This is a genomic window from uncultured Eudoraea sp. (genome assembly GCF_947258525.1).
Classification (GTDB): domain Bacteria; phylum Bacteroidota; class Bacteroidia; order Flavobacteriales; family Flavobacteriaceae; genus Eudoraea.
On sequence record NZ_CAMYIP010000154.1, the window covers coordinates 1 to 2,434 of the forward strand.

Consider the following 2,434-nt stretch of genomic DNA (forward strand, 5'->3'; position numbering starts at 1 on the left):
TTAAGGTGTAAATTTATATCTTGTCAGTTCAGGTGTGATATGCGAATTATATCACCATAGATTTTGATGGTTATCGAATTACAGGTACTGGCAAGAAATCTGTCGCCGGACAACCGTCAAATTAGAGGCAATTTTTTGAGCATATCACAAGGGGTGTACGAAAGGGATAGTCTCAATGTATCTCAACTTGAAACCAAGTTATTAGAAAGACAACATCCTCAGCGAATAATTCATCGACAACCCCTCGAAATAATATCCGGTATACAGCAAAACGAACCCAACCCAATAACACATGATTTCAAATTGATACAATAATTGACATACGAAACATTTTGATATAGCCTTTTGCACTTTATAACCAAATGGTTAAATTGAAATATTAATCTGAAAATACGTAGGAGCAGAAATTATATGATAAATAGCGATACCACTAATATTGACTATGAGAATCCAATTGAGATTGCTGAGGGGATTTATTGGGTCGGTTTCTATGACGCAAAGTCTGGTTTACACTGCAACCCATATCTTATTGTCGATAACGAAGAGGCCATAGTGATAGATGGTGGTAGTCGTCCTGATTTTGCTACTGTGATGATGAAAATATTGCAAACAGGTTTAGAGCCTCATCAGATTAATGCGCTTTTGTATCAGCATTATGATCCAGACCTTTGTGGTAGTATTCCCAATTTCGAAGATATTATAGAAAGCAGTAGCTTAAGGATTATTTCAGACGAATCAAGTTTAATGTTCATCAGGCACTATTCAGCATCTTCTCAGATGGTTTCAATTGAAGATGTAAATTATCACTATAAGTTTTCCTCGGGGCGTACCCTTCAGTTTATCAAAACGCCTTATTCACATTCATCAGGGAGTTTTGTTACCTTTGACCAAAAAAGTGGGATGCTTTTTACAAGCGATATTTTTGGCAGCTATGGCACCGAATGGGATCTGTTTTTAAAACTAAGACCGCAATGTATAGACTGCGTAAGCCTTACCAAATGTCCGAGCAATAGAGAAAACTGTCCGATCAATGATATATTGAATTTTCATAAAATCATCATGCCTTCCAGAAAAGCGTTAAAATACGCTCTTAAAAAAATGTTGGAAGTCCCATTTACTGCAATAGCGCCACAACATGGAAGTATTATTACCGATAGAAATATAATGAGATATATTTTCGAGCAACTTATATCTCAAAAAGAAGTAGGGATAGACCGTATTATTAAAGACGAAAATAGCTTGAATTTTTCAAATCTTAGGGAGCGGTTCAATACAGATGAACATTAAACATTTAATAAAAGACCAGTTAAGAAAATCAGATATTAAAAGCTCTCAAGATAATCAGCTTATTAAAGCGCTGTTGGAATATTCAGCAGACGAAAACGAAAAAGACATAAACAAAAGGCTTCTTAGAGAGTTGATTAATAAGTATGCTTTAGCAGAAAAGCGGCTAAGAAGTCTTAATAATGAACTAATTGAAAAAGACCAACGTATAGAATTAGACCTAAAAGCGGCAGCTGAAATACAGAGGAGCCTTTTACCCCAAAAAACTTTTTTCGAGGAAAATTTAGAGATTGCATGGAAGTTTGAACCATGTGAACACATGGGTGGCGATATCTTTAATATCTTCAAAATAGATGCTGAGCACCTGGGAATTTATATGTTGGATGTTAGTGGACATGGTGTTCCAGCGGCAATGGTGACAGTCTCAGTCTCTCAATTTTTGCAACAAAACTCAGCTCAATTATTACAAAATTCATCAATCATGGCACCGGCTGAAGTGCTGAATGCCCTTGATAAAGAGTTTCCATTTGAAAGATTTAACAATTTCTTTACCATTACCTATTTCATCATCAATGTTAAAAATGGTGATACGATATATAGTAATGCAGGGCATCCATCTCCCATACTATTACATAAAAGCGAAACTATAGAATTGCTAAAAAAAGGAGGACCCACCGTAGGAATTGGAGACTTTGATGACCTCGATGATGGTAAAATTAAGTTTGAGGAAGGTCAGCTCAAAATGAAACCTGGGGATAAACTGTTTATTTATACTGACGGAATAAATACCAGAATGATAAAGAGGAATTTTACGGTGACGATCGGTTCTATAATAGTTTGAAAACGCAGAAGGCTGCATCAGTCACGAATATGATTGATCAGTGTATTAATTCTTTAATGGAATTTGGCAATAATACAAATCCTCAGGATGATATTACTCTGTTAGGGCTTGAGTTAAAATAATAGATAGGATTTACCCTTTCAAAATTGCCGATATCTCCAACATACATTTATTCACCCAATACTACAGATATTCATTATTTCGTTTATTTTTCAAAACAAAAATATTTTGCATTTAAAGTGATATCTTGAGCATGAATAAATTGAAGATCTGGAATGTATATCACCATCGAATGAATTGAATCCGAAA

The 2,434-nt window shown here is 35.0% G+C and carries 3 protein-coding genes; all 3 read left to right on the plus strand.

Annotated elements, in window-relative coordinates; translation table 11 throughout:
* Positions 1-411 precede the first annotated feature (411 nt).
* From Q0X89_RS11340 to Q0X89_RS18085, 3 genes are read left to right on the plus strand one after another with little or no spacing between them, the layout of a single operon-like run.
* Positions 412-1,287, plus strand: coding sequence for an MBL fold metallo-hydrolase (locus Q0X89_RS11340; protein WP_297694209.1), 876 nt, complete (start codon positions 412-414; stop codon positions 1,285-1,287).
* On the plus strand, positions 1,277-2,125 hold the full coding sequence (locus tag Q0X89_RS11345; RefSeq protein ID WP_297694211.1) for a SpoIIE family protein phosphatase: 849 nt from the start codon (positions 1,277-1,279) through the stop codon (positions 2,123-2,125). The genes Q0X89_RS11340 and Q0X89_RS11345 overlap by 11 nt, the downstream gene beginning before the upstream one ends.
* On the plus strand, positions 2,122-2,247 hold the full coding sequence (locus Q0X89_RS18085; protein WP_367177050.1) for a hypothetical protein: 126 nt from the start codon (positions 2,122-2,124) through the stop codon (positions 2,245-2,247). The genes Q0X89_RS11345 and Q0X89_RS18085 overlap by 4 nt, the downstream gene beginning before the upstream one ends.
* Positions 2,248-2,434 lie beyond the last annotated feature (187 nt).